At 50.6% G+C, this 23,625-nt stretch carries 24 protein-coding genes; 17 read left to right on the forward strand and 7 right to left on the reverse strand.

Annotation, left to right across the window (positions count from 1 at the left end; genetic code table 11):
* Positions 1 to 231 precede the first annotated feature (231 nt).
* The 9 genes from ACNAU7_RS02785 (at position 232) to nqrM (ending at position 9,625) form a co-directional block, all read left to right on the forward strand.
* Positions 232 to 1,653 carry a sodium:proton antiporter gene (locus ACNAU7_RS02785; protein WP_416300488.1) on the forward strand — a complete coding sequence of 474 codons (1,422 nt, stop codon included), beginning with the start codon at positions 232 to 234 and terminating at the stop codon, positions 1,651 to 1,653.
* A gap of 244 nt (positions 1,654 to 1,897) precedes the next feature.
* A complete protein-coding gene (locus ACNAU7_RS02790) occupies positions 1,898 to 3,241 on the forward strand; it encodes a Na(+)-translocating NADH-quinone reductase subunit A (RefSeq protein WP_025457883.1) in 1,344 nt (447 codons plus the stop codon).
* Positions 3,242 to 3,243: 2 nt separating this feature from the next.
* Positions 3,244 to 4,476, forward strand: coding sequence for an NADH:ubiquinone reductase (Na(+)-transporting) subunit B (locus ACNAU7_RS02795; protein ID WP_416300490.1), 1,233 nt, complete (start codon positions 3,244 to 3,246; stop codon positions 4,474 to 4,476).
* Positions 4,469 to 5,245, forward strand: a complete 777-nt coding sequence (locus ACNAU7_RS02800) for a Na(+)-translocating NADH-quinone reductase subunit C (protein ID WP_101036385.1) — start codon at positions 4,469 to 4,471, stop codon at positions 5,243 to 5,245. Before ACNAU7_RS02795 ends, ACNAU7_RS02800 begins: the two co-directional genes overlap by 8 nt.
* Positions 5,245 to 5,871 carry an NADH:ubiquinone reductase (Na(+)-transporting) subunit D gene (locus ACNAU7_RS02805; RefSeq protein WP_002214361.1) on the forward strand — a complete coding sequence of 209 codons (627 nt, stop codon included), beginning with the start codon at positions 5,245 to 5,247 and terminating at the stop codon, positions 5,869 to 5,871. The genes ACNAU7_RS02800 and ACNAU7_RS02805 overlap by 1 nt, the downstream gene beginning before the upstream one ends.
* Positions 5,872 to 5,874: 3 nt before the next feature.
* Positions 5,875 to 6,468: an NADH:ubiquinone reductase (Na(+)-transporting) subunit E gene (gene nqrE, locus ACNAU7_RS02810; protein ID WP_002223986.1), complete on the forward strand. Its 594-nt coding sequence runs from the start codon at positions 5,875 to 5,877 to the stop codon at positions 6,466 to 6,468.
* Positions 6,469 to 6,481: 13 nt separating this feature from the next.
* Positions 6,482 to 7,699, forward strand: a complete 1,218-nt coding sequence (gene nqrF, locus ACNAU7_RS02815) for an NADH:ubiquinone reductase (Na(+)-transporting) subunit F (protein WP_416300507.1) — start codon at positions 6,482 to 6,484, stop codon at positions 7,697 to 7,699.
* 631 nt (positions 7,700 to 8,330) lie between these two features.
* Entirely contained in the window at positions 8,331 to 9,386 is a 1,056-nt protein-coding gene (locus ACNAU7_RS02820) for an FAD:protein FMN transferase (RefSeq protein ID WP_416300509.1), read from the forward strand.
* A 23-nt stretch (positions 9,387 to 9,409) separates the two neighbouring features.
* Positions 9,410 to 9,625 carry a (Na+)-NQR maturation NqrM gene (gene nqrM / locus ACNAU7_RS02825; RefSeq protein WP_013449391.1) on the forward strand — a complete coding sequence of 72 codons (216 nt, stop codon included), beginning with the start codon at positions 9,410 to 9,412 and terminating at the stop codon, positions 9,623 to 9,625.
* A gap of 227 nt (positions 9,626 to 9,852) precedes the next feature.
* On the opposite strand, the gene grpE is transcribed toward nqrM, so the two are convergent.
* Positions 9,853 to 10,449 (reverse strand): nucleotide exchange factor GrpE, encoded by a 597-nt coding sequence (gene grpE, locus ACNAU7_RS02830; RefSeq protein ID WP_416300512.1) that lies wholly within the window; start codon positions 10,447 to 10,449, stop codon positions 9,853 to 9,855.
* Positions 10,450 to 10,631: 182 nt separating this feature from the next.
* On the opposite strand from grpE, the gene cysE reads away from it, so the two are divergent.
* Positions 10,632 to 11,450, forward strand: coding sequence for a serine O-acetyltransferase (gene cysE, locus ACNAU7_RS02835; protein ID WP_416300514.1), 819 nt, complete (start codon positions 10,632 to 10,634; stop codon positions 11,448 to 11,450).
* On the opposite strand, the gene ACNAU7_RS02840 is transcribed toward cysE, so the two are convergent.
* The 6 genes from ACNAU7_RS02840 to ACNAU7_RS02865 all read right to left on the reverse strand — a co-directional run bounded on the left by ACNAU7_RS02840 (position 11,440) and on the right by ACNAU7_RS02865 (position 15,132).
* On the reverse strand, positions 11,440 to 11,580 hold the full coding sequence (locus tag ACNAU7_RS02840; RefSeq protein ID WP_416300516.1) for a hypothetical protein: 141 nt from the start codon (positions 11,578 to 11,580) through the stop codon (positions 11,440 to 11,442). The genes cysE and ACNAU7_RS02840 overlap by 11 nt on opposite strands.
* A gap of 226 nt (positions 11,581 to 11,806) precedes the next feature.
* The gene (gene ubiB / locus ACNAU7_RS02845) at positions 11,807 to 13,318 is read right to left on the reverse strand and encodes a ubiquinone biosynthesis regulatory protein kinase UbiB (protein WP_416300518.1); all 1,512 of its coding nucleotides are present in this window, start codon (positions 13,316 to 13,318) and stop codon (positions 11,807 to 11,809) included.
* A gap of 34 nt (positions 13,319 to 13,352) precedes the next feature.
* On the reverse strand, positions 13,353 to 13,817 hold the full coding sequence (locus ACNAU7_RS02850; protein WP_002214376.1) for a hypothetical protein: 465 nt from the start codon (positions 13,815 to 13,817) through the stop codon (positions 13,353 to 13,355).
* Positions 13,814 to 13,960 carry a hypothetical protein gene (locus ACNAU7_RS02855; RefSeq protein ID WP_003709540.1) on the reverse strand — a complete coding sequence of 49 codons (147 nt, stop codon included), beginning with the start codon at positions 13,958 to 13,960 and terminating at the stop codon, positions 13,814 to 13,816. Before ACNAU7_RS02855 ends, ACNAU7_RS02850 begins: the two co-directional genes overlap by 4 nt.
* Before the next feature lie 16 nt (positions 13,961 to 13,976).
* On the reverse strand, positions 13,977 to 14,315 hold the full coding sequence (gene erpA, locus ACNAU7_RS02860; RefSeq protein WP_002219692.1) for an iron-sulfur cluster insertion protein ErpA: 339 nt from the start codon (positions 14,313 to 14,315) through the stop codon (positions 13,977 to 13,979).
* 130 nt (positions 14,316 to 14,445) lie between these two features.
* Complete coding sequence (locus tag ACNAU7_RS02865; RefSeq protein ID WP_308075781.1) at positions 14,446 to 15,132, reverse strand: helix-turn-helix transcriptional regulator; 687 nt, start codon at positions 15,130 to 15,132, stop codon at positions 14,446 to 14,448.
* 186 nt (positions 15,133 to 15,318) lie between these two features.
* Here ACNAU7_RS02865 and ACNAU7_RS02870 point away from each other — a divergent pair, with 186 nt between their 5' ends.
* The 7 genes from ACNAU7_RS02870 (at position 15,319) to ACNAU7_RS02900 (ending at position 23,554) form a co-directional block, all read left to right on the forward strand.
* Positions 15,319 to 15,591, forward strand: coding sequence for a hypothetical protein (locus ACNAU7_RS02870; RefSeq protein WP_002225570.1), 273 nt, complete (start codon positions 15,319 to 15,321; stop codon positions 15,589 to 15,591).
* 207 nt (positions 15,592 to 15,798) lie between these two features.
* Complete coding sequence (gene dnaK, locus ACNAU7_RS02875; protein WP_416300528.1) at positions 15,799 to 17,727, forward strand: molecular chaperone DnaK; 1,929 nt, start codon at positions 15,799 to 15,801, stop codon at positions 17,725 to 17,727.
* 366 nt (positions 17,728 to 18,093) lie between these two features.
* Positions 18,094 to 20,010, forward strand: coding sequence for a TonB-dependent receptor (locus tag ACNAU7_RS02880; protein WP_416300530.1), 1,917 nt, complete (start codon positions 18,094 to 18,096; stop codon positions 20,008 to 20,010).
* Positions 20,011 to 20,067: 57 nt separating this feature from the next.
* Complete coding sequence (locus ACNAU7_RS02885) at positions 20,068 to 21,045, forward strand: ABC transporter substrate-binding protein (RefSeq protein ID WP_416300532.1); 978 nt, start codon at positions 20,068 to 20,070, stop codon at positions 21,043 to 21,045.
* 341 nt (positions 21,046 to 21,386) lie between these two features.
* Complete coding sequence (locus ACNAU7_RS02890; protein ID WP_416300534.1) at positions 21,387 to 21,977, forward strand: hypothetical protein; 591 nt, start codon at positions 21,387 to 21,389, stop codon at positions 21,975 to 21,977.
* An 87-nt stretch (positions 21,978 to 22,064) separates the two neighbouring features.
* Entirely contained in the window at positions 22,065 to 22,862 is a 798-nt protein-coding gene (locus ACNAU7_RS02895) for an ABC transporter permease (protein ID WP_416300536.1), read from the forward strand.
* Positions 22,862 to 23,554: an ATP-binding cassette domain-containing protein gene (locus ACNAU7_RS02900; RefSeq protein ID WP_416300801.1), complete on the forward strand. Its 693-nt coding sequence runs from the start codon at positions 22,862 to 22,864 to the stop codon at positions 23,552 to 23,554. The genes ACNAU7_RS02895 and ACNAU7_RS02900 overlap by 1 nt, the downstream gene beginning before the upstream one ends.
* The last annotated feature ends 71 nt before the right edge of the window (positions 23,555 to 23,625 follow it).

Raw genomic sequence — 23,625 nt, forward strand, 5'->3', positions numbered from 1 at the left:
TTTAAATAAAATTATTTATCAAAAAGAACATATATTCCCAAGCACGGCAATCCGCCTTCCCGCCGCCTTCCGGTTTGGGAAACTGGTTTATCCTGATTATTTACTTTACAATCAATCGGAAAACTTTTTTCAAAAACAAACAGGCAGCACAGTCCGCCTATGTCCGGGCGGCACGAAGCCTGTATCACTCCCGCGCGCCGCGCAAGGCAGTGCTTGAATCGAGGAAACACGATGCGCCACCTACCCCTGTTTTCACTAATGCTTTTCCCTGCATCGGTTTACGCCGCAGATTTGGACGGCGCAAACCTAAACCTGCTGTGGGGCTTGCCCTTTGTCCTGATTTTGCTGTCTATCGCATTGGGTCCCTTGTTTTTTTCGCATACCTGGCATCACCATTACGGCAAAATTACCGCCTTTTGGACATTGCTCTTCCTCATCCCATTCAGTTTGGTTTTTGGCGCGTCCACCGGTATCCATACCGTCGCACACGCACTCGTTGAAGAATACATCCCCTTCATCCTGCTGCTGCTTGCCCTGTACACCATTTCAGGCGGCATTTTGGTTTGGGGCGACTTGAACGGCACACCCAAACTCAACACCGCCCTGCTTGCCGTCGGCACGGCACTGGCTTCAATTATGGGTACGACCGGCGCGGCAATGCTGATGATCCGCCCTTTGCTGAAAGCCAATCAAACCCGTGCCCACCGCGTACACATCGTCATCTTCTTCATTTTCTTGGTTGCAAACATCGGCGGCGGTCTGACCCCTTTGGGCGACCCCCCGCTCTTCCTCGGCTTTCTTAAGGGCGTAGATTTTATGTGGACGGTCAAACATATGCTTGCCCCTGTCCTGATCAGCACCGCCGTCCTGTTGACCGCCTTCTATTTCATCGACAACCGTTTCTTCAAACAGGAAAGCATTGCACAAGATACTCCGGCGCAACAGGAAAAACCCGAAAAAATCGCCATCTTCGGCAAATGGAACTTCCTCCTGCTGGCGGGCGTGGTTAGCGCGGTTCTAATGTCCGGCCTTTGGAAACCCGAACACCCGGGATTTGAAATCCTCGGCAGCCGTTACGCCCTGCAAAACCTCGTCCGCGATGTCATCCTGATTGCATTGACCGCCGTATCTATGGCAATCACGCCCAAACAAGTCCGCGCAGGCAACGAATTCAACTTTGAACCCATCGCCGAAGTGGGTAAACTCTTCCTCGGCATCTTCATCACCATCTTCCCCGTCCTGAGCATTCTGAAAGCAGGCGAGGCAGGCGCGCTGGGTGGGGTGGTATCGCTGGTTCACGATACGGCAGGTCATCCGATTAATACGATGTATTTTTGGATGAGCGGCATATTGTCGGCATTCTTGGATAACGCGCCCACTTATCTCGTGTTTTTCAATATGGCGGGCGGCGATGCCCAAGCCTTGATGACGGGGCCCCTGTTCCATACCCTGCTGGCGGTTTCTATGGGTTCGGTATTTATGGGTGCACTGACCTATATCGGCAACGCGCCGAACTTCATGGTCAAAGCCATTGCCGAACAGCGCGGCGTACCAATGCCGACTTTCTTCGGCTATATGATGTGGTCGGTCGCCTTCCTGATACCCGTCTTCATCGTACATACCCTTATCTTTTTCGTTTTCAAACTGCTGTAAACGCTATGCCGTCTGAACATTCAGACGGCATTTTAAATTTCAGCATAATCAAATCGATATTTTCCCCTTCCGACAATTAAAAACGGCTTCCGCAAGGAAAAAAGCGGCGAATCTGACAAACAGGTACAATTCCTGATAAAATCTAACACTTTGCTACATTAATTTATTCAATGCTTTTGATGCCTCGCGACACCGTATCAAAACACGCCGTTTTTACCTTAACCATCACAAGTAATGCAAATCTATGATTAAAATCAAAAAAGGCCTAAACCTGCCCATCGCGGGCAGACCGGAGCAAGTCATTTATGACGGCCCGGCCATTACCGAAGTCGCGTTGCTTGGCGAAGAATATGCCGGCATGCGCCCCTCGATGAAAATCAAGGAAGGCGAAGCCGTCAAAAAAGGCCAAGTGCTGTTTGAAGACAAAAAGAATCCGGGCGTAGTATTTACTGCTCCGGCTTCAGGCAAAATCGCCGCCATCCATCGTGGTGAAAAGCGCGTACTTCAGTCAGTCGTGATTGCCGTAGAAGGCAACGACGAAATCGAGTTTGAACGCTACGCACCTGAAGCACTGGCAAAATTGAGCAGCGAAGAAGTGCGCCGCAATCTGATTCAATCCGGTTTGTGGACTGCGCTGCGTACCCGTCCGTTCAGCAAAATCCCTGCCGTCGATGCCGAGCCGTTCGCCATTTTCGTCAATGCGATGGATACCAATCCGCTGGCGGCAGACCCTGTGGTCGTCATCAAAGAAGCCGCTGAGGATTTCAGACGAGGTTTGCTGGTGTTGAGCCGTCTGACCGAACGCAAAATCCATGTTTGTAAGGCAGCTGGTGCGGACGTGCCGTCTGAAAACGCCGCCAACATTGAAACACACGAATTCGGCGGTCCTCATCCCGCGGGTTTGAGCGGTACGCACATTCATTTCATCGAGCCTGTCGGTGCGAATAAAACCGTTTGGACCATCAATTATCAAGACGTGACTGCCATCGGACGTTTGTTCGTAACAGGTCGTCTGAATACCGAGCGCGTGGTTGCCTTGGGCGGTCCGCAAGTCAACAAACCGCGCCTCTTGCGTACCGTTTTGGGCGCGAAGGTGTCTCAACTTACCGCCGGCGAATTGGTTGACGCGGACAACCGCGTGATTTCCGGTTCGGTATTGAACGGCGCGATTGCACAAGGCGCGCATGATTATTTGGGACGCTACCACAATCAGATTTCCGTTATCGAAGAAGGTCGCAGCAAAGAGCTGTTCGGCTGGGTTGCGCCGCAGCCGGACAAATACTCGATTACGCGTACGACCCTCGGTCATTTCCTGAAAAACAAACTCTTCAAGTTCACGACAGCCGTCAACGGTGGCGACCGCGCCATGGTGCCGATTGGTACTTACGAGCGCGTAATGCCGTTGGACATCCTGCCTACCTTGCTTTTGCGCGATTTAATCGTCGGCGATACCGACAGCGCGCAGGCTTTGGGTTGCTTGGAATTGGACGAAGAAGACCTCGCTTTGTGCAGCTTCGTCTGCCCGGGTAAATACGAATACGGCCCGCTGTTGCGCAAGGTGCTGGAAACCATTGAGAAGGAAGGCTGATTATGGGCTTGAAACATTTTCTGGAAAAAATCGAACCGCACTTCCTGCCGGGCGGCAAACATGAAAAATGGTATGCCCTCTATGAAGCTGCGGCGACGATTTTCTACACATCCGGCGCGGTAACGCGCAAAGCGGCACACGTCCGCGACGCGCTCGACTCCAAGCGCATGATGATTTTGGTGTGGCTGGCTTTGTTCCCCGCCATGTTTTACGGCATGTACAACGTCGGCGCGCAGGCATTCGGTGCGCTGACGCCTGATTTGCTGCAACAAAGCATCGCCAACGACTGGCATTACGCCCTTGCCGACGCTTTGGGCATCAATATGTCGTCTGAAGCGGGCGTGTTGGGCAAAATGCTGTTCGGCGCGATTTATTTCCTGCCGATTTACGCGACCGTATTTATCGTCGGCGGTTTTTGGGAAGTCTTGTTCGCCACCGTGCGCAAACACGAAATCAACGAAGGTTTCTTCGTTACTTCGATTCTGTTTGCCTTAATCGTTCCGCCCACGCTGCCGCTGTGGCAGGCGGCTTTGGGTATTTCTTTCGGCGTTGTGGTTGCGAAAGAAGTATTCGGCGGTACGGGTAAAAACTTTATGAACCCTGCGCTGGCAGGCCGTGCCTTCCTGTTCTTCGCCTACCCTGCCAACTTGAGCGGTGATGCGGTTTGGACGGCGGTTGACGGCTATTCCGGCGCAACCGCGCTGGCGCAATGGGCGGCACACGGTGCAGACGGCCTGAAAAACGCCGTAACCGGTCAAACCATCACTTGGATGGACGCGTTTATCGGCAAACTGCCCGGCTCCATCGGCGAAGTCTCCACTTTGGCGCTCTTAATCGGCGGCGCGTTTATCGTGTTTGCCCGCATCGCTTCTTGGCGCATTATTGTCGGCGTGATGATCGGTATGATTGCGATGTCTTCGCTGTTCAACTTCATCGGTTCGGACACCAACGCTATGTTTGCTATGCCTTGGTACTGGCATTTGGTCGTCGGCGGCTTCGCCATCGGTATGCTGTTTATGGCGACCGACCCTGTTTCCGCTTCCTTTACCAATGTCGGCAAATGGTGGTACGGCGCGCTTATCGGCGTGATGTGCGTGTTAATCCGTGTGGTCAATCCGGCTTACCCCGAAGGTATGATGTTGGCGATTCTGTTTGCCAACCTGTTTGCCCCGATTTTCGACTATTTCGTCGCACAAGCGAACATCAAACGCAGAAAGGCGCGCAGCAATGGCTAAGAAATTCGATAAAGACAGCTTCAGCGGCACGCTGATTGTGGTGTTGGCGGTCAGCCTGATTTGCTCGGTCATCGTTGCCGGTGCGGTCGTCGGCTTGAAACCCATCCAAGAAAAACAAAAACTCCAAGACAAACAAGGCTATATCTTGAGCGTAGCCGGTTTGATGGATAAAAACACCGACATCGGCAAAACCTTTGCCGAACGTATCGAGCAACGTGTCGTGGACTTGGCGACCGGCGAATATGTGAAAGACGCGCCGAAAGACTTCAGCGCGCGCGTTGCCGGCAAAGACCCCGCGCAAAGCATCCAAATCAAACCTGAAGACGATTTGGCAGGCATCAAAAGCCGTGCCAAATACACTGAGGTTTACTTGGTAAAAGGCGAAGACGGCAAAATCGGGCAAATCATCCTGCCGATGCACGGCAACGGTTTGTGGTCGGTGATGTACGGTTTTGTCGCCATCCAACCCGACGGCAACACCATCAACGGCATTACCTACTACGAACAAGGCGAAACCCCGGGCTTGGGCGGCGAAATCGGCAATCCTTTGTGGCAGCAAAAATTCGTCGGCAAAAAACTGTTTGACGGACAAGGCAAACTCGCCCTGCACGTCGGCAAAGGCGCGGGTTCAGACAAAGAACACGGCGTAGATGCCCTCTCCGGCGCGTCGCTGACTTCCAAAGGCGTGCAAGGTTCGTTCGCCTACTGGTTCGGCGAAAACGGCTATATCCCCTACCTGAACAAATTGAAATCAGCAGGAGCACAATAATGGCTGATATGAAACGCTTGAAACACTTGATGTTTTCACCCTTTATCGACAACAACCCGATTGCCTTGCAGGTTTTGGGTATTTGTTCGGCTTTGGCGGTTACCACCAAACTTCAGACGGCCATCGTAATGGGTATTTCCGTAGCTTTGGTAACCGGTTTTTCCAGTTTTTTCATTTCTTTGGTACGCAACTACATCCCCAACAGCATCCGCATCATCGTGCAAATGGCGATTATCGCGTCGCTGGTTACGCTGGTCGACCAACTGCTCCAAGCCTTTGCTTATGAGCTGTCCAAACAACTTTCCGTATTCGTCGGTCTGATTATCACCAACTGTATCGTGATGGGCCGTGCCGAAGCATTTGCGATGAAAGAACCTCCGCTGGAAAGCCTGATCGACGGTATCGGCAACGGCGCGGGCTACGGGATGATGCTGCTTGTCGTCGCCACCGTACGCGAACTGATCGGCTCAGGCAAACTTTTAGGTTATACCGTCTTTCAAACCGTGCAGGACGGCGGCTGGTATCAGACCAACGGCCTGTTCCTGCTCGCCCCCAGCGCGTTCTTCATTATCGGCTTTTTGATTTGGGGACTGCGTACCTGGAAACCCGAACAGGCGGAGGAATAAGCTATGGAACACTATTTGAGCCTCTTTATCAAATCCGTCTTCATCGAAAATATGGCGCTATCCTTCTTTTTGGGTATGTGCACGTTTTTGGCGGTATCCAAAAAAGTATCCACCGCATTCGGTTTGGGTGTGGCGGTGATTTTCGTACTCGGACTGTCCGTCCCCGCCAACCAATTGGTTTACTCGCTGCTCAAAGACGGCGCGATTGTCGAAGGCGTGGATTTGACCTTTTTGAAATTCATCACCTTCATCGGCGTGATTGCCGCTTTGGTGCAGATTTTGGAAATGTTCTTGGATAAATTCGTCCCCGCCCTCTACAACGCATTGGGTATCTACCTGCCGCTGATTACCGTAAACTGCGCGATTTTCGGTGCCGTATCCTTTATGGCGCAACGCGAATACAACTTCGGCGAGTCCGTCGTGTACGGCTTCGGCGCAGGCCTGGGCTGGATGTTGGCGATTGTCGCTTTGGCGGGCATTACCGAAAAAATGAAATATTCGGACGCTCCCAAAGGCCTCAAAGGCTTGGGCATTACCTTTATCGCCGCTGGCCTGATGGCGATGGCGTTTATGTCGTTCTCCGGCATCCAGTTATAAGAAAGGAATCGGCATGGAGATTATTTTAGGTATTGTAATGTTTACCGTCATCGTCTTAGCTTTGGCACTGATGATTCTGTTTGCCAAATCCAAGTTGGTGAGCGAAGGCGACATCACCATCAAAGTCAATGATGAAAAAGAACTGACGATGCCCGCCGGCGGCAAACTCTTGGGCGCGCTTGCCAGCCAAGGTATTTTTGTTCCTTCCGCCTGCGGTGGCGGCGGCTCATGTGGACAATGCCGCGTTGTCGTGAAAAGCGGCGGCGGCGACATTCTGCCAACCGAGTTGTCCCACATCAGCAAACGCGAAGCGCGCGAAGGCTGCCGTCTGTCTTGTCAAGTCAACGTTAAAACCGACATGGACATCGAAGTACCCGAAGAAGTGTTCGGCGTGAAAAAATGGGAATGCACCGTCATTTCCAACGACAACAAAGCCACGTTCATTAAAGAACTCAAGCTTGCCATTCCCGAAGGCGAAGAAGTCCCCTTCCGCGCCGGCGGCTACATCCAAATCGAAGCCCCGCCGCACACTGTCGCCTACAAAGACTTCGACATTCCTAAGGAATATCACGAAGACTGGGACAAATACAATTTGTGGCAATACGTTTCCAAAGTGGACGAGCCGATTTTGCGCGCCTACTCTATGGCTTCATACCCTGAAGAAAAAGGCATCATTATGCTGAACGTGCGTATCGCCACGCCGCCCCCACGCGTACCTGATGCGCCTCCGGGACAAATGTCGTCCTACATCTGGTCGCTCAAACCCGGCGACAAAGTAACCATCTCCGGCCCGTTCGGCGAATTTTTCGCCAAAGACACCTATGCCGAAATGGTATTTATCGGCGGCGGCGCGGGTATGGCGCCGATGCGTTCCCACATTTTCGACCAGTTGAAACGTTTGAACTCCAAACGCAAAATCACCTTCTGGTACGGCGCACGTTCCAAACGCGAGATGTTCTATGTCGAAGACTTCGACCAACTCGCAGCAGAATTCCCGAACTTCACGTGGCACGTCGCCCTGTCCGACCCATTGCCTGAAGACAACTGGGACGGCTACACAGGCTTCATTCACAACGTGGTTTACGAAAACCACCTGAAAAATCACGAAGCACCGGAAGACTGCGAATTTTATATGTGCGGCCCTCCGATTATGAACCAGTCCGTCATCAAAATGCTCAAAGACTTAGGCGTGGAAGACGAAAACATCCTCTTGGACGATTTCGGCGGTTAAATATTCGGCTTCAAACACAAAAGGAAGAAACCTCGGTTTCTTCCTTTTTTTATCCGATACCGTCCGAACACCCTTCAGACGGCATCCGCCCATACCAGTATCAATATCGTTGAACTTCCATTTTTACCCTGCGGCGGATGTGCGGTTAAATATTCTGGCGGAAAAGCAAAGAAGTATACTTCTTTTTAGTTATGGTTGATTCCATAACTAAAAAAGTATCGATAAACCCATTTTGCGAGGTACGGATAATGTCTGACAGCTTTGAAAACAGCCCCGAATACGATGATTGGATTGAATCGGGCGGTCGTGATGAAGATTACGAATACTACTACAATAAATGGCAACGCAGGACGCGCTGACCATTAAACCCTGACAAACCGGTTGGTAAAACACCGGTTTGTTTTTTATAGTGGATTAAATTTAAACCAGTACGGCGTTGCCTCGCCTTGCCGTACTATTTGTACTGTCTGCAGCTTCGTCGCCTTGTCCTGATTTAAATTTAATCCACTATATTACCGCCACCTAAACGACGGGCGATGCCGTCCGAACACCCTTCAGACGGCATCGGCATAGAAACATACCGGCCGTTTTGCGATATAATTCAAGCCATTTGCCAAAACCGTCAAACACTATGCCGTCTGAAACACGCCTGCCGAACTTTATCCGCGCCTTGATATTTGCCCTGGGTTTCATCTTCCTGAACGCCTGTTCGGAACAAACCGCGCAAACCGTTACCCTGCAAGGCGAAACGATGGGCACGACCTATACCGTCAAATACCTTTCAAATAATCGGGACAAACTCCCCTCACCTGCCGAAATACAAAAGCGCATCGATGACGCGCTTAAAGAAGTCAACCGGCAGATGTCCACCTATCAGCCCGACTCCGAAATCAGCCGGTTCAACCAACACACAGCCGGCAAGCCCCTCCGCATTTCAAGCGACTTCGCATACGTTACTGCCGAAGCCGTCCGCCTGAACCGCCTGACACACGGCGCACTGGACGTAACTGTCGGCCCCTTGGTCAACCTTTGGGGATTCGGCCCCGACAAATCCGTTACCCGTGAACCGTCGCCGGAACAAATCAAACAGGCGGCATCTTATACGGGCATAGACAAAATCATTTTGAAACAAGGCAAAGATTACGCTTCCTTGAGCAAAACCCACCCCAAGGCCTATTTGGATTTATCTTCGATTGCCAAAGGCTTCGGTGTCGATAAAGTTGCGGGCGAACTGGAAAAATACGGCATTCAAAATTATCTGGTCGAAATCGGCGGCGAGTTGCACGGCAAAGGCAAAAACGCGCGCGGCGAACCGTGGCGCATCGGTATCGAGCAGCCCAATATCGTCCAAGGCGGCAATACGCAGATTATCGTCCCGCTGAACAACCGTTCGCTTGCCACTTCCGGCGATTACCGTATTTTCCACGTCGATAAAAACGGCAAACGCCTCTCCCATATCATCAACCCGAACAACAAACGCCCCATCAGCCACAACCTCGCCTCCATCAGCGTGGTCGCAGACAGCGCGATGACGGCGGACGGCTTGTCCACAGGATTATTTGTTTTAGGCGAAACCGAAGCCTTAAAGCTGGCAGAACAAGAAAAACTCGCCGTTTTCCTGATTGTCAGGGATAAAGGCGGCTACCGCACCGCGATATCTTCCGAATTTGCCAAGCTGCTCCGTTAAACACACACCGATTGGGAAACACTATGAAAACCCTGCTCCTCACCTTCGGCATCTTCCTGATCGTCATCATCGGTATGGCGGTCGGCTATATTTTCTCCAAACGCAGCATCAAAGGCAGTTGCGGCGGCATTACCGCCTTGGGTATGAAAAAAATGTGCGACTGCGACACACCTTGCGACACCCTGCAAAAGAAACTGGATGAAGAAAAACAGGCAGGCGGCATACGGGTTGACCGTTAATGCCGAAATATAGTGGATTAAATTTAAACCAGTACAGCGTTGCCTCGCCTTGCCGTACTATCTGTACTGTCTGCGGCTTCGTCGCCTTGTCCTGATTTTTGTTAATCCACTATAAAATGCCGTCTGAAGCCCGACAGGCGGGTTCAGACGGCATTGCCGCTTTACTTCGATCGGTTTATACGCAAAACGCGCTTCAGGAAATAAATCAGATTATTCCCCAGACGCCTTCAGGCTTCCTTCTGTGCCACCGTAACCATAGCCGGGCGCAACACGCGGTCGGACAGCGTATAACCCTTCTTCATCACGCCCACCACGGTATTGGGTTCCTGTTCGCTTGCCACCGCCTGCATCGCCTGATGGATATTCGGATCGAGCTTATCGCCCGCTTTAGGATTGATTTCCTTGATTTGCGTAGCATCAAATGCTTTCTGCAACTCGTTCAAAGTCATCTGCACGCCCATTTTCAGCGCATCGAAATTGCCGCTCTGATCCAAAAGCGCCATTTCCAGATAATCCTTGACCGGCAGCATTTCCACGGCAAACTTCTGTCCGGCGAACTTGTGCGTATCCGCAATTTCCTGCTGGTGGCGGCGGCGCAGGTTTTGCTCGTTTGCCAAAGCACGCAGTTGTTCGTCTTTCAACTGCGCTTCCAGCCCGGCAACACGCGCCTGCAAATCCTCATAAGTCGGAGCAACAGTTGTTTCCTGTCCATCAGGATTATTTTCTACTGTTTCCGCTGTTCCGGCCTCTTCGACGGAAGTTTCCGCTTCCACATTTTCCAACACTTCTTCACTGTTTTGCTGTTGCTGCGTCTGTTCGCTCATATCGTATCCCTTAAAACAAATTGGAAATCAAAATCCGGTTATTACCCGCGCAAGATAAGGACATTTTCAAGAAACTTCAAGCAAAGGCAGGAAATTTCACATCCGCCGCCGAATACCCTACCGCAAAAACCATATAAACGGTAAGATACCGCCGACCTTATGCTTTTCAGACGGCATCCATTATGAAAAAAAACCATTTGAACACAACCGGTTTCGACCTCTGGCACACCATCCGCGAAGAAACCGGGGCCGCGGCCGCCGCCGAGCCGATGCTGGCAAGTTTTTTGCACCAAACCGTGTTGCGCCACGACTCCCTCGGCTCCGTCCTTGCCTACCACCTTTCCAGCAAACTCGGCAGCCCGATTATGGACGTGCGCGCCCTGTTTGAAATCTGCCAGCAGGCATTGTGCGGCGACAATCAAATCAGCAAATGCGTAGAAGCAGATTTAAAAGCCATTTACGAACGCGATCCCGCCTGCGGCGAATATTCGCTACCGCTTTTATATTTTAAAGGCTTCCACGCCATTCAGGCACACCGCATCAACCACCGGCTGTATCTCGACGGGCGCAAGACGCTGGCGTATTTCCTGCAAAACCGTATGTCCGAAGTATTCGGCGTGGACATCCATCCCGCCGCCCGTTTCGGATACGGGCTGATGCTCGACCACGCCACAGGCTTTGTTGCCGGCGAAACCGCCGTGTTGGGCAACAATATTTCGATTTTGCACGGCGTAACGCTCGGCGGTTCGGGCAAAGAAGGCGGCGACCGCCACCCCAAAATCGGCGACGGCGTGATGATCGGCGCAAACGCCTCGATATTGGGCAATATCCGCATCGGCAGCAATGCCAAAATCGGCGCGGGCAGCGTCGTGGTTTCAGACGTGCCGCCGTCCGTCACGGTTGTCGGCGTACCCGCCAAACCCGTGGCACGCGCACCCAAAACACCGTCGGCGGATATGGATCAAAATATCCAGTTTGCCGAAATCGACTTTATGATTTGAATATCCGCACCAATGCCGTCTGAAACGCCAAACGGGCTTCAGACGGCATTGCCCGCTTCAAGCTTGCGCCTTGATATGCCGCCGATACCGGCACTTGCCAGTCGGACAAAATGCCTTTTATTCGATACACCCGATTCCCACGCAACCGGAAATATAGTGGATTAACAAAAATCAGGACAAGGCGACGAAGCCGCAGACAGTACAGATAGTACGGAACCGATTCACTTGGTGCTTCAGCACCTTAGAGAATCGTTCTCTTTGAGCTAAGGCGAGGCAACGCCGTACTGGTTTTTGTTAATCCACTATAACCGGTTTCCTTGTAAATGGGCGGAGTCGGGCGATGATTCGGACAAAGCCTATTTCAAAAGCAAAATCAGCAGCAAAACAACCGCAATCACAGCCAGCCACAGGCTTTGCCGCTGCTGCACTTTGACCAAATGGATATAGGCATCACGCATTTCCTGCCGGCGCGCCTCATCGACCAAGGCATTGATTTTGCGCGGCAATGAAGGAATGATTTGCGCCCAGTCGGGGGCTTCGTTTTTGAGGTTGCGCCAAAGGGCTTTGGGGCCGACCTGCCCGTTCATCCATTTCACCAAAAACGGTTTGGCGGTTTTCCACAAGTCCAAATCGGGATCAAGCTGCCGTCCCAAGCCTTCGATGTTGAGCAGCGTTTTTTGCAGCAATACCAACTGCGGTTGGATTTCGACATTGAAGCGGCGGCTGACTTCAAACAGGCGCATCAGCACCAAGCCGAAGGAAATCTGCGAAATCGGTTTGTTGAATACAGGCTCGCACACGGCGCGGACAGCGGCTTCCAATTCTTCCGCACGCGTGTCGGCAGGTACCCAGCCCGATTCGATATGAGCGGTGGCGACGCGGTGGTAATCTCGGTTGAAGAATGCGAGGAAGTTGATGGCGAGATAGCGTTTGTCGTAGTCGGTCAGCGTGCCGACGATGCCGAAATCGAGGGCGATGTAGCGGTTGTCGGCGGCGACCAAAATATTGCCGGGGTGCATATCCGCATGGAAAAAGCCATCGCGGAATACTTGCGTGAAGAAGATTTCCACGCCGTAATCGGCAAGTTTGTGCAAATCAATGCCGTCTGCTTTGAGTTTGGCAATATCGGATACCGGCGTGCCGTCCATCCATTCTATGGTCAGCACATCGCTGGTGCAGTAGTCGTAAAACACCTTCGGCACAATCAGCATATTGCTGTTTTGGAAATTGCGACCGAGCTGGCTGGCATTGGCGGCTTCGCGCATCAAGTCCAATTCATCGTGCAGGTATTTGTCAAATTCGGCCACCACTTCGCGCGGCTTCAAACGCTTGCCGTCAGAAAACAAACGCTCCACCCAGCCCGCACCAAAGCGCATCAGCGACAAATCCTGTTCGATAACGGGCAAAAGGTTGGGGCGCAAGACTTTCACTGCGACCTGTTCGCCCGAATGCAGGCGGGCTTTGTGTACTTGGGCGATGGACGCGCTGGCGACGGGCTCGGTTTCAAATTCCGCATACAGCTTTTCGATGGGCTGGCCCAGCGATTTTTCGATTTGTTCACGCGAAAGCCGCGCGTCAAAAGGCGGCACTTTGTCTTGCAACTTTGCCAGTTCGACGGCGTAATCGTGCGGAATCAAATCGGGGCGCGTGGACAATACCTGTCCGAATTTGATGAAAATCGGCCCCAGGCTTTCCAAGGCAAGGCGAAGTCGGACGGCAGGCGGTTCGTTTTTCAATTTGGACGACTGCGGCATCATTTTCAGCAGAGCGCATATCCAACCGCTACCCATCAGCGAAGCGCACAGATCTGCCAGCCGATAGCGGTAAAGAGTCCCGACAATGACCGTCAGACGTTTCAACCATTTCATATATAAAATCCCGAATACAGCATTTATCGGACAATCAAAAAATCTTACCGAGCAGATAGCCCAAAAAGGCAATCAGCAGCCCGAAAACCAGCAGTTTGATATTGCGGGACGGCGGTTCGGGTTGCGAAGGTGCGGAAATATCATCTTCCCGCCCGCCGTGAAGTTCAAGATATTCGGGCATTTCCCCATCCGCGCCTTCTCCTTCGCCCTCCCCTTCCTCCGGCGGCACAACCGTTTCCAACTCCATATATCTCCGGGTAATAATATCCAAACCCAAATAGCTGAAATAATCGTGCAACTCTTCCCGTTTCGCCCAAGTGCATTTTTCCTCAACCAGCACTTGCGGTTTGGAATCGAGCGATTCGATCAATCCTTCCGCCTTTTCCTCGCCGAGATTCTCCCTGAGGCACTCCCGGATAAGCCCGCGATCCACTTGGGGCGGGTAGGAAACATATACATCGTACAAATCATTTCGGTAATCTTTACTCATCTCAATCATAAGGGAACAAATACGCCTGATACCGTTCCGCCCGTTCCTTTCGGGAAACCCGATTCATCTTCAAACAATCGGATTATATGTGAATTCATCCCGATAATATATTTTCCAAAAGTAAAAATGCCGTCTGAACGTTCAGACGGCATCACACAAACCAAGCGGTCATACGGAAAACGACGATCCGCAACCGCAGGTTGTTTCCGCATTCGGATTGCGGATGACGAATTGCGAACCCTGCAAACTTTCCGTATAGTCGATTTCCGCACCGACCAGATATTGATAGCTCATCGGATCGACCAAAAAGACCAAACCGTTTTTCTCAATTTCAAAATCGTCGTCGTTTTTGATTTCGTCAAAAGTAAATCCGTACTGGAAACCCGAACAGCCGCCGCCATTGACAAAAACCCGCAATTTCAAATCGGGATTGTTTTCTTCGGCAATCAAATCGGCAACTTTGGCACAGCAGCTGTCAGTAAAAATAATAGGGCTTTCATCCGACATGGTGTGATTCCTTAATATAATATTTACGCATTCTCTCTCAAACCCCTTGCAAAGGCAAGCGGGGGCTTGTTCCCTGAAAAGAAACTGCCTTACAGATAAGTTTGACCGCTCCCGATTTCAAGCCCCGGACTCAAACCGCCCTGCCGAACCACTCGACCCGCCCGATGATTTCCACATCATCGGCAGGATGATTCAAATTAATTTCAAAAGCAGGGTAAGCCTCGTTGGCGGAAATAACGTTGATTATCCCGCCGGGGACGATTTGCAGGCGTTTGACCAGCAGATTTTCATTAATCCGCAACACATACAGACCGTCCCTCGGCGTATTTTCCCCATGATTGACCAAAATCGAATCGCCGTCATTCAAAACCCCCTCCATAGAATCGCCCTTAACGGAAATCACAGACAGGTTTTTCACATCGCGGGTAACGTAGTTCTCGATCCAATGCCGTCTGAACGCCATTGTAAATACAGGCTCTTCGTGATCGACAAACTGCCCGTATCCCGCTGCCGCACGAATATCATATCTCGGCACGAAGACAAACTCGTCCGTATCGACTTCATTGCCCAAAGTATCGCAGGCGGCAGGTTTTTCAGGCTTCGCGCCCGGAAACGGCTCTCCTTCCCCGGTCAGCAGCCAATCGATACTACACCCCTTCAACTGCTTGATTTTTTTTAATGTTTCAGACTTCGGCAAACCGCCTTCATTCCATATCCTGCTGAAGCCCGCAATCGTCATTTCAATATCGGATGCGATTTTTGCCTGCTTCGCTTCGCTTTTCCATAAAAAAACCAGTCTGTCTTTAAAGGTTTCCATAAATATCCTTCCGCTCCCCTTCATTCAATCATCTAAAGTAAACATGAAATATATTTTACCTTAGCTATCCCAAAAACGGAACAACTATGATAAACTAAATTTAAATTATGATTTTTCTTACTTAATACATAATTTTTCAGATTTTCCATAGATTTAATCCTTAATTGACAGAAAAAGGATAGAAAAATGAAGAAAACCGGCAAATATCTTATCTATACTGCGGCATTTACCGCATTCTGCTTTGCCTTCCAAGAAAACCGTTCTGAAGCCAAACAGCCCGACATCACTTTATCCGCATCCCTGTGCGAACAATTCAACATACTGAACGCCAAAGATATGGATGCAGAACAAGTCTCCCTTTCCAAAGAATGCGACATCATCGAGTCTTCACACGACTGGGAAAAAGAGTACGGCAACTTGAACGAACAGGAAATGCTCGCCGGCATTGTCTATGAATAAACCTGCCTGCCATTTGAAATATTATGCTTGAATGCATTGGAGCCAAATGTATTAAATCAAATATAAAACCAATATATTCATAAAGTTATATAATTATAACCATGCTGTAGCTTGAAACAGCCCGCCGCCCGCCCTATTTACAGCCCATCGGGACAAAATGTTCCAACATATTTCTCAAAATAAGCAAAATCAAATAGGAGTATCCACATGGCAAAAGTAATCGGTATCGACTTAGGTACAACCAACTCTTGTTTGGCCATTTCCGAAAACGGTCAAACCAAAGTTATCGAAAACGCTGAAGGCGCACGCACCACACCATCCGTCATCGCTTATCTGGACGGCGGCGAAATCCTCGTCGGCGCGCCTGCCAAACGCCAAGCCGTAACCAACGCTAAAAACACCATTTACGCCGCCAAACGCCTGATCGGCCACAAATTTGAAGACAAAGAAGTCCAACGCGACATCGAATCTATGCCTTTTGAAATCATCAAAGCCAACAACGGCGACGCATGGGTGAAAGCGCAAGGCAAAGAGCTGTCTCCTCCTCAAATTTCCGCAGAAGTCCTGCGTAAAATGAAAGAAGCCGCCGAAGCTTACTTGGGCGAAAAAGTAACCGAAGCCGTGATTACCGTCCCTGCCTACTTCAACGACAGCCAACGTCAAGCCACCAAAGACGCAGGCCGTATCGCCGGTTTGGACGTAAAACGCATCATCAACGAGCCGACCGCAGCCGCTTTGGCATTCGGTATGGATAAAGGCGACAACAAAGACCGCAAAGTAGCCGTATATGACTTGGGCGGCGGTACCTTCGATATTTCCATCATCGAAATCGCCAACCTCGACGGCGACAAACAATTTGAAGTATTGGCTACCAACGGCGATACTTTCTTGGGCGGCGAAGACTTCGACCAACGCTTGATTGACTACATCATTGACGAGTTTAAAAAAGAACAAGGTATTGATTTGAAACAAGACGTAATGGCTCTGCAACGTCTGAAAGAAGCTGCCGAAAAAGCCAAAATCGAATTGTCCAGCGGCCAGCAAACCGAAATCAACCTGCCGTACATCACCATGGACGCAACCGGCCCGAAACACTTGGCAATGAAAATTACACGCGCCAAATTCGAGAGCCTGGTTGAAGACCTGATTGCCCGCTCTATCGAGCCTTGCCGCACCGCATTGAAAGATGCCGGCTTGAGCACCGGCGACATCGATGACGTGATTTTGGTCGGCGGTCAGTCCCGTATGCCGAAAGTACAAGAAGCCGTTAAAGACTTCTTCGGCAAAGAACCGCGCAAAGACGTGAACCCTGACGAAGCCGTTGCCGTAGGCGCAGCGATCCAAGGCGAAGTATTGAGCGGCGGCCGCAGCGACGTATTGCTACTGGACGTAACTCCTCTGTCTTTGGGTATCGAAACCATGGGCGGCGTGATGACCAAACTGATTCAGAAGAACACCACCATCCCGACCAAAGCATCGCAAGTGTTCTCTACCGCCGAAGACAACCAAAGCGCAGTAACCATCCATGTACTGCAAGGCGAACGCGAACGCGCGGCTGCCAACAAATCTTTGGGTCAGTTCAACTTGGGCGATATCGCACCCGCACCGCGCGGCATGCCGCAAATCGAAGTTACCTTTGATATTGACGCCAACGGTATCCTGCACGTTTCCGCCAAAGACAAAGGCACTGGCAAAGCAGCCAACATCACCATCCAAGGTTCTTCAGGTTTGAGCGAAGAAGAAATCGAACGCATGGTGAAAGATGCCGAAGCCAATGCCGAGGAAGATAAAAAACTGACTGAATTGGTCGCTTCCCGCAACCAAGCCGAAGCCCTGATTCACTCCGTGAAAAAATCTTTGGCGGACTACGGCGACAAACTCGACGCTGCCGAGAAAGAAAAAATCGAAGCCGCGCTGAAAGAAGCTGAAGAAGCAGTTAAAGGCGACGACAAAGCCGCCATCGATGCCAAAGCCGAGGCGCTGGGCATAGCCAGCCAAAAACTGGGCGAAATGGTTTACGCGCAAGCGCAAGCCGAAGCCCAAGCCAGCGAGGGTCCACAAGCGGACGCATCATCCCAAAAAGACGATGACGTGGTCGATGCGGACTTTACCGAAGTAAAAGACGACAAAAAATAATTGATGCCGTCTGAAAAAAGCGCGAACCGTTTGGTTCGCGCTTTTTTAGGCTGTGTTTTAATATAGTGCCGACAGGCATACTCGGCTTCAAGGTATTTAATAGGATAGGTTTCTACCCAACCGAAAAAATAATTTTCTTTTCCCTGACAAATAGTTGTAATCAACGGATTATTAAAATACAGCCTTTTTTATCAGCCGCTGCAAAAACGATAGTATGGCAACAGTTCCAAATCAATCTGCCGAAACGCTCCAAAAATCAAGTTTCAGCCGATGTATCATGCTCTAGGCGTTTTTATATCATTTTCTTGTTTACTTAAAATATTTTTAATAGGATAATAAATAATAATTATTATCAAAGGATGGAAAATGAAACCGAATCCGCTCCTATGGGCCTTAACCGTTCTTTCCGTTGCTCCATCTTGGGCAGAACAACTGGCAAATACTGAAGAAATACAATCCGTCAAAACCTTCTCCCCGCCCAAACCGATTGCACCGACCGTCGCACAAGGCTATTTCCCCGAAAACCAATTCGACCGCACCGACCGCAGCGATCATTACTTTGTTACTGAAAACATAGACCAAGCCTTCCGTCCGCTGAAGGCAAACAGCGGCTTTTACGGCAAAAGCTTTTACAACTCCGTTACCGCGCAAGCACGCGGGGCGAAGGTATACGGCGTAGCCAACCTCAATCACACCAAGGCAAACGGCTATAAAGACGGCGGCGGGCGCGATACCGATTGGAAATACAGCCGCTTCAATCAGGCTTTGGTACTCGGTTTCGTGCCGTCTGAAAATCAAGAATACCGCCTCACTTATCTGCACGACGACATCAACAACGACCGCCAGCCGCAGTTCGTCAACGACGCATTGGACACCGAACGCCACATCGCCAAACTCAACGCGCGTTGGGGCAATGCCGATTTGAGCAATACGGTCAGCGCAGAAGCAGGCGTCATCAAACTCAAACGCCATGCCGACAATTACTCACTGCGTCCAAACAACACGCAGCAGCAAGTATTCGTAGAGCTTGACCGCAAAGTGTACGACTTCTCGCTCAAACACGACGCGGACTTCGGCAAATTCCACAACAACGCCGCCGTCAGCTACCGCAACGACAGCCAAAACGGCGAGCGCAACGCCCACACCGCCATGCGCGACTTCCTCAACGGCTACCGTTTCGCCGATGTGCACATCGACCGCTGGCGCATTGCCGATACCTTGTCTTACAAGTTTGACGACCGACACAAACTGGGCTTGGGCTTAAGCTACGAAATCAACGAAGCGGACGTACGCAAAAATACGGCACAGCCCGCCCATCCGATGAACCGCAACCTTGCCTTCGCTTCATCGCAACAAATCTGGAAAACCCATTACGGCTACGACTTCAACGGCAAAGTGCGCCGTCATGCTTTGTCGGGCGAACTCAAATACGATTTCACGCCGTCTGAAACGCAAAAATACAGCGTTTCCCTCGCACATTTGGAACGCATCGGCGACAACACCGAACGCTTCAACTCGCTTGCCGCCATCGTGCAAAACCGCATGAACGGTGCGCTGATGAACCAAAACCCAGCCGCCGCCATCGCAGGCAATCCCCTGCTGAAAACCGAAAAACACAACCGCATCAAGCTTACCGCCGACAGCCGCAACGACTACTACAACGGCTACATGAACTCGTTGGCAGGCGCAGGCTGGAACGTAGGCGGCACGCTTGTGGCGGACAAAGTCAAAGACCTGATTATTTTTGACCGCGCCCACGGACAAAGCGGCACAGCTTCCAAAGGCGGCGGCATCATCACACGCAACGTGGACGCGCGATTGTTTACCGCGCAGGCCTACGCGCGTTACAACTTCAATCCGCATTGGGCGGCAGGCATCAAAGTCGCCTACAACTACGGACACAACGAAACCGACGGTAGGCCGCTCTATCAAATCCGTCCGTTTGAAGCCGCCGTCCAAGCCGACTACAAAAACTACTTTACCCACGGCAGCTACAATATCGGCGCCGCAACACGCTTTGTTGCCAAACAAACGCGCGGCGATTTTGACGCGGCAAGCGGTCTGGGCATAGACAAACGCGAAGCCGCCAAAGGCTTTACCGTTGCCGACGTGTACGCAGGCGTAAACATCAAAGACAAATACGGCTTGCGCTTGGGCGTGAACAACGTGTTCAACAAAAAATACGCCGAACACATCAGCGGCGACCACGTCCTCGCCCTGTCGCCCAGTGTCGTGTATGCACCGGGCAGGACATATTGGTTGAGTTTGCATGCGGCTTTTTAAAATCAGGCCGTCTGAAAGAATGCCTGCATTGGCTTATTAAGAATTAGGAGATAAAAAATGGAACTGAAAAGACGCGATTTCTTAAAAATGACCGCCGCACTGGCAGCCGCAGGCGTTTCGCCTTCGCTGTTGGCAGCCGGTAAAGAACAATTTACCGTGTACGGCGCACCGGCGATGCCCAGCGTTACCATCGCCGTAGCGGCGTTGCAAGGCAAGCTGGCGAAACAGGCGGATGTATCGCTGAAAATCTGGCGTTCACCCGACCAACTGCGTGCAGGCGTAGCAAGCGGACAATTTAAAGTCATGATGAGCCCGAGCAATGTCGGCGTAAATCTGCGCAACCAAGGGCAAAAAGTCGGCATGGTGAATATTTTGACCAACGGCATCACGCAGCTGATGTGCAAAGGCAGCGCGATTGCCTCGCCGCAGGATTTGATCGGCAAAAAAATCCTCGTGCCGTTTAAAAACGATATGCCCGACATCGTGCTGCAAGCCTTGTTGAAAAAACTGAAAATCGACGCACACAAAGTCAGCATTACCTACGCTGCCACACCGCCCGAAGCAGTTGGACTGTTTCTAAGTAGAGATTACCACGCCGTCATCCTACCCGAACCGATGGCAACCGCCAGCCTACTTAAAGGCAAAACCATGGGCGTAAACGTCGTACGCGGTTTTGACTTAGTGAAAGCATGGGGGCAGGCGTTTGACACCAAACCGCTGATTCCGATGGCAGGCATCATCGCCAACGAAGAATATTTCCACGCGCACAAAGCGCAGTTCGAACTCTTCCATCAGGATTTGAAAAACGCGCTCAACTGGATACTGACCAACCGCCAAAGCGCGGCGAAAATCGGCAAAAACTACCTCCCCGCCCCCGAACCCGCCCTAGTCATGGGCTTGGACGGCGCGCGGCTGACGGTAAGCAAAGGCAGCGAAGTGAAGGACGAGATTTTGAAGTTTTACGAAATCCTGATGCAGTTCAACCCGAAACTTTTGGGAGGCAAGCTGCCGGATAACGGGTTCTTCTTGGCTTAAAAGGAGGGGAGGTCGTCTGAAAAGGGAGAAGTAGTATTGGGGAATCCAATATACCCTTTTCAGACGACCTATCAGATAATAGTTAGAACAGTACGCAAAAAGCCGTCATTCCCGCGTAGGCAGGAATCCAGTCCTCGATATTGCAGGAATGTTTTAAAATTGCAGCAACGTCAAAACTCTGGATTCCCACCTACGCGGGAATGACGGCGGGTGGGTAACCGTAGGTTAAGCTGTTAAATCCGACAAAACCGTTGAACTGTCTGAAATGTTGGATCATGACCCAACCTACGCTTGCTGTTTGGGGCTCGAATTAGATAAATTTTATATATGAGCTGAATTCTATGGATAAAATTAATAAAGATTGGGAAAAATTTTTATCATCTAAAAAACTAAAAGATAATTTAATTTCAATTTCTCTTTTTTTGACTGCTTTTGAGATGTTCAAAGAGAGAGTGAGCGAACTTCCTGAATTATTTTTTATAAATGGACTTAATGAAAAAGGGGAATTTATCATTGATAAAAGATATAGAAATGATGTTTTATCAAAGAATAAAAGTAAAATATATGCCTCTTTGTTATGGCTGAAAGAATTGTCAGCTATAGAACAAGCCGATATTAATGATTTTGATGAGATAAGGCAACATAGAAATGAATTAGCTCATAAGCCCTTTGCATTTATTACTGACTCAGATAAAAATATTGATTTAGATAAATTCGTTTGTTTGATAAATTTGTTATGCAAAATAGAAAAATGGTGGTTTGTCAATTTTGAATATCCTTTAAGTGTGGATGATTACGGTGATCATCCAATCGATTTTGATGAAGTAATGACACCATCCCAATGGCAGTTAAAATTACTTTTGGATATAGCATTAGGAAATGAGCCAGAAGAAAATTTCTATCTTGATAGTATTGTTAATCGCAATATTTAATGAATAGCAGGCTGTAGTCTATAGCACTAAATACTATATTTTAAGTTTATCCCCAAACCATCATCCCCATCAACCAACACCCAAACCATGATTAAAACCGACAAAATCCGCAAACCGCAGCCTGCGGTGTTTTACATCATCGACTACCTTTGGAGCGGCTTTGCCGGTCTGGGCGTGGCGATGGTGGTGGTGGCGTTGTGGGCGTGGGGCAGTGCCGTGTTCGGTGAGTTTATGCTGCCTGAGCCGGTGGAGGTGTTTCAAAAGTCATTGGATTTATTGAAACATTTTCAGGAAAACGAAATCGGGATTTCGCTATGGCGGTCGGTGGTGGGGATTTCGGTTGCGCTGGTGGCGGGATTGGCGGCGGGGCTGGTGGCGGGCAGTTTTAAGACGGCGATGGCGTTGCTTAAGCCTGTGATTACGGTTTTGTTGGCGATGCCGCCGATTATTTGGGTGGTGATGGCTCTGTTTTGGTTCGGTTTCGGCAATCCGAGCGTGCTGTTTACCATCATTGTGTTGGTTGCGCCGCTGACGTTTGCGAGTGCGGCGGTTGGGATGGCGAGCGTGAACAAGCAGCATGAGGAGTTGTTTGACGCTTATAAATTAGGCCGTCTGAAAAAAATCCGTTATCTGTATATCCCGCATCTGACGGGCTATGTGATCTCCAGCATCGGCGTGGCGGTGGCGATGGGGGTAAAGGTGGTGATTATGGCGGAACTCTTGGGCGCGAGCGAAGGCGTGGGCGCGCGGATTGCGGACGCGAGGGCGATGCTGGAGACTTCGACGGTGATGGCTTATGTAGTGTTGGTTATCGTGTTTGTGTCGCTGTTTGAATACCTGATTACCAAGCCTTTGGAAATTTTGTTTATGCCGTGGAGAAGATGATGCTCTGTCTTGAAAACGTGCGTTTTGAAATTCTCCGCGACCCCATCGTGCGCGATTTCAGTTTGAACCTGCAACACGGCGAAGTGAAGGCCTTGTTCGGGCCGAGCGGCTGCGGCAAAACGACGGTTTTGCGGTTGATTGCGGGCTTGGAAACGCCAAAATCGGGCACGATACGTAATACTTTCCGTAAAACGGGTTTTCTGTTTCAGGAAAACCGCCTGCCGGAAAACCTGACCGCGATGCAGAATATCGCGATTTTTATGGACAAACCCGATGAAGGCGAAATCATCGCACTGGCGGCGAAAGTCGGGCTGACTGCGGGCGACTTGAACAAATATCCGACCGAATTGTCCGGCGGCATGGCGAAACGGGTGGCGTTTCTGCGCCTGCTGCTGTGCGGCTGCGACCTTGCCTTGCTGGACGAGCCGTTTGTCGGTTTGGACCGCGATTTACGCGATATTTTGGTTGCCATGCTGGTGGAAAAAATCGAGCGGCAGACTATGGCGTGTATGCTGGTAACACATGACCGCTTTGAAGCAGCACGCCTGAGCCATGAAATTATGCTGCTCTCCACTAAGGGCATGAACGTGCAAAACGTGATAACCCTGCCCACGCCGCTGTCCGAACGCGATTCGGCTTTTGAAGAAGCCGTGGTAGCAAGGGAGTTTCAAGGGATTCATTATTATGAGTGACGGGGAAAGACGGCATAGTCATTTTTTGAACTTAACAAGAACATTGCCAATCAGTCATTTATGCCCGGCAG

Source organism: Neisseria sp. LACPHL-SPEC-2024-00856, assembly GCF_047915665.1.
Classification (GTDB): Bacteria; Pseudomonadota; Gammaproteobacteria; order Burkholderiales; family Neisseriaceae; genus Neisseria; species Neisseria polysaccharea.

Bases quoted from the DNA above. Each gene is read 5' to 3' on its own strand.
- ACNAU7_RS02785 (WP_416300488.1), top strand. From the start codon at position 232: ATGCGCCACCTACCCCTGTTTTCACTAATGCTTTTCCCTGCATCGGTT.
- ACNAU7_RS02790 (WP_025457883.1), top strand. From the start codon at position 1,898: ATGATTAAAATCAAAAAAGGCCTAAACCTGCCCATCGCGGGCAGACCG.
- ACNAU7_RS02795 (WP_416300490.1), top strand. From the start codon at position 3,244: ATGGGCTTGAAACATTTTCTGGAAAAAATCGAACCGCACTTCCTGCCG.
- ACNAU7_RS02800 (WP_101036385.1), top strand. From the start codon at position 4,469: ATGGCTAAGAAATTCGATAAAGACAGCTTCAGCGGCACGCTGATTGTG.
- ACNAU7_RS02805 (WP_002214361.1), top strand. From the start codon at position 5,245: ATGGCTGATATGAAACGCTTGAAACACTTGATGTTTTCACCCTTTATC.
- nqrE (WP_002223986.1), top strand. From the start codon at position 5,875: ATGGAACACTATTTGAGCCTCTTTATCAAATCCGTCTTCATCGAAAAT.
- nqrF (WP_416300507.1), top strand. From the start codon at position 6,482: ATGGAGATTATTTTAGGTATTGTAATGTTTACCGTCATCGTCTTAGCT.
- ACNAU7_RS02820 (WP_416300509.1), top strand. From the start codon at position 8,331: ATGCCGTCTGAAACACGCCTGCCGAACTTTATCCGCGCCTTGATATTT.
- nqrM (WP_013449391.1), top strand. From the start codon at position 9,410: ATGAAAACCCTGCTCCTCACCTTCGGCATCTTCCTGATCGTCATCATC.
- grpE (WP_416300512.1), bottom strand. From the start codon at position 10,449: ATGAGCGAACAGACGCAGCAACAGCAAAACAGTGAAGAAGTGTTGGAA.
- cysE (WP_416300514.1), top strand. From the start codon at position 10,632: ATGAAAAAAAACCATTTGAACACAACCGGTTTCGACCTCTGGCACACC.
- ubiB (WP_416300518.1), bottom strand. From the start codon at position 13,318: ATGAAATGGTTGAAACGTCTGACGGTCATTGTCGGGACTCTTTACCGC.
- ACNAU7_RS02850 (WP_002214376.1), bottom strand. From the start codon at position 13,817: ATGATTGAGATGAGTAAAGATTACCGAAATGATTTGTACGATGTATAT.
- ACNAU7_RS02855 (WP_003709540.1), bottom strand. From the start codon at position 13,960: ATGCCGTCTGAACGTTCAGACGGCATTTTTACTTTTGGAAAATATATT.
- erpA (WP_002219692.1), bottom strand. From the start codon at position 14,315: ATGTCGGATGAAAGCCCTATTATTTTTACTGACAGCTGCTGTGCCAAA.
- ACNAU7_RS02865 (WP_308075781.1), bottom strand. From the start codon at position 15,132: ATGGAAACCTTTAAAGACAGACTGGTTTTTTTATGGAAAAGCGAAGCG.
- ACNAU7_RS02870 (WP_002225570.1), top strand. From the start codon at position 15,319: ATGAAGAAAACCGGCAAATATCTTATCTATACTGCGGCATTTACCGCA.
- dnaK (WP_416300528.1), top strand. From the start codon at position 15,799: ATGGCAAAAGTAATCGGTATCGACTTAGGTACAACCAACTCTTGTTTG.
- ACNAU7_RS02880 (WP_416300530.1), top strand. From the start codon at position 18,094: ATGAAACCGAATCCGCTCCTATGGGCCTTAACCGTTCTTTCCGTTGCT.
- ACNAU7_RS02885 (WP_416300532.1), top strand. From the start codon at position 20,068: ATGGAACTGAAAAGACGCGATTTCTTAAAAATGACCGCCGCACTGGCA.
- ACNAU7_RS02890 (WP_416300534.1), top strand. From the start codon at position 21,387: ATGGATAAAATTAATAAAGATTGGGAAAAATTTTTATCATCTAAAAAA.
- ACNAU7_RS02895 (WP_416300536.1), top strand. From the start codon at position 22,065: ATGATTAAAACCGACAAAATCCGCAAACCGCAGCCTGCGGTGTTTTAC.
- ACNAU7_RS02900 (WP_416300801.1), top strand. From the start codon at position 22,862: ATGCTCTGTCTTGAAAACGTGCGTTTTGAAATTCTCCGCGACCCCATC.